Origin of the sequence: Afifella sp. IM 167 (assembly GCF_020144925.1) — a bacterium.
Taxonomy (GTDB): domain Bacteria; phylum Pseudomonadota; class Alphaproteobacteria; order Rhizobiales; family Afifellaceae; genus Afifella.
Map to the genome: position 1 here is coordinate 1 of NZ_NSLC01000040.1, position 541 is coordinate 541.

Annotated in this window: 1 protein-coding gene; it reads right to left on the reverse strand. The window is 69.5% G+C overall.

Annotation, left to right across the window (positions count from 1 at the left end; genetic code table 11):
• Window positions 1–95 precede the first annotated feature (95 nt).
• Window positions 96–541: acetyl-CoA carboxylase carboxyltransferase subunit beta (locus CLD20_RS20035; RefSeq protein ID WP_304504372.1), on the reverse strand; the 446-nt coding region annotated here is incomplete at its 5' end.

Genomic DNA, 541 nt, shown 5'->3' on the forward strand with positions numbered 1-541 from the left:
TTCGATCCCGGCCTGCCCGCGCGGGTGCAGGCTCTCGAGGTGGACGAGCCAGTCGGCGAGCGTCGCCGGCGTGCCCGTCGCCGTGCTCGGATCGCTCACGCCGCCGCCGGCAACTTCTGCAGCAGCGACAGCAGGGTCGCCAGCTTGTCCTTCAGTTCGCGCCGGTCGACGATCATGTCGATCGCGCCCTTGTCGAGCAGGAACTCGGAGCGCTGGAAGCCTTCGGGCAGCTTCTCGCGCACGGTCTGCTCGATCACGCGCGGACCGGCGAAACCGATCAGCGCGCCGGGCTCGGCGATGACGATGTCGCCGACGAAGGCGAACGAGGCCGAGACGCCGCCCATGGTCGGGTCGGTGAGGATCGAGATGAACGGCTGCTGCACCTGCGCCAGACGCGTCAGCGCCGCCGTCGTCTTCGCCATCTGCATCAGCGAGAAGAGCCCTTCCTGCATGCGCGCGCCGCCCGAGGCGGTGACGCAGATGAAGGGGATGCGCTGCTCGATCGCGACCTGGACGCCGCGCACGAAGCGTTCGCCGAGCA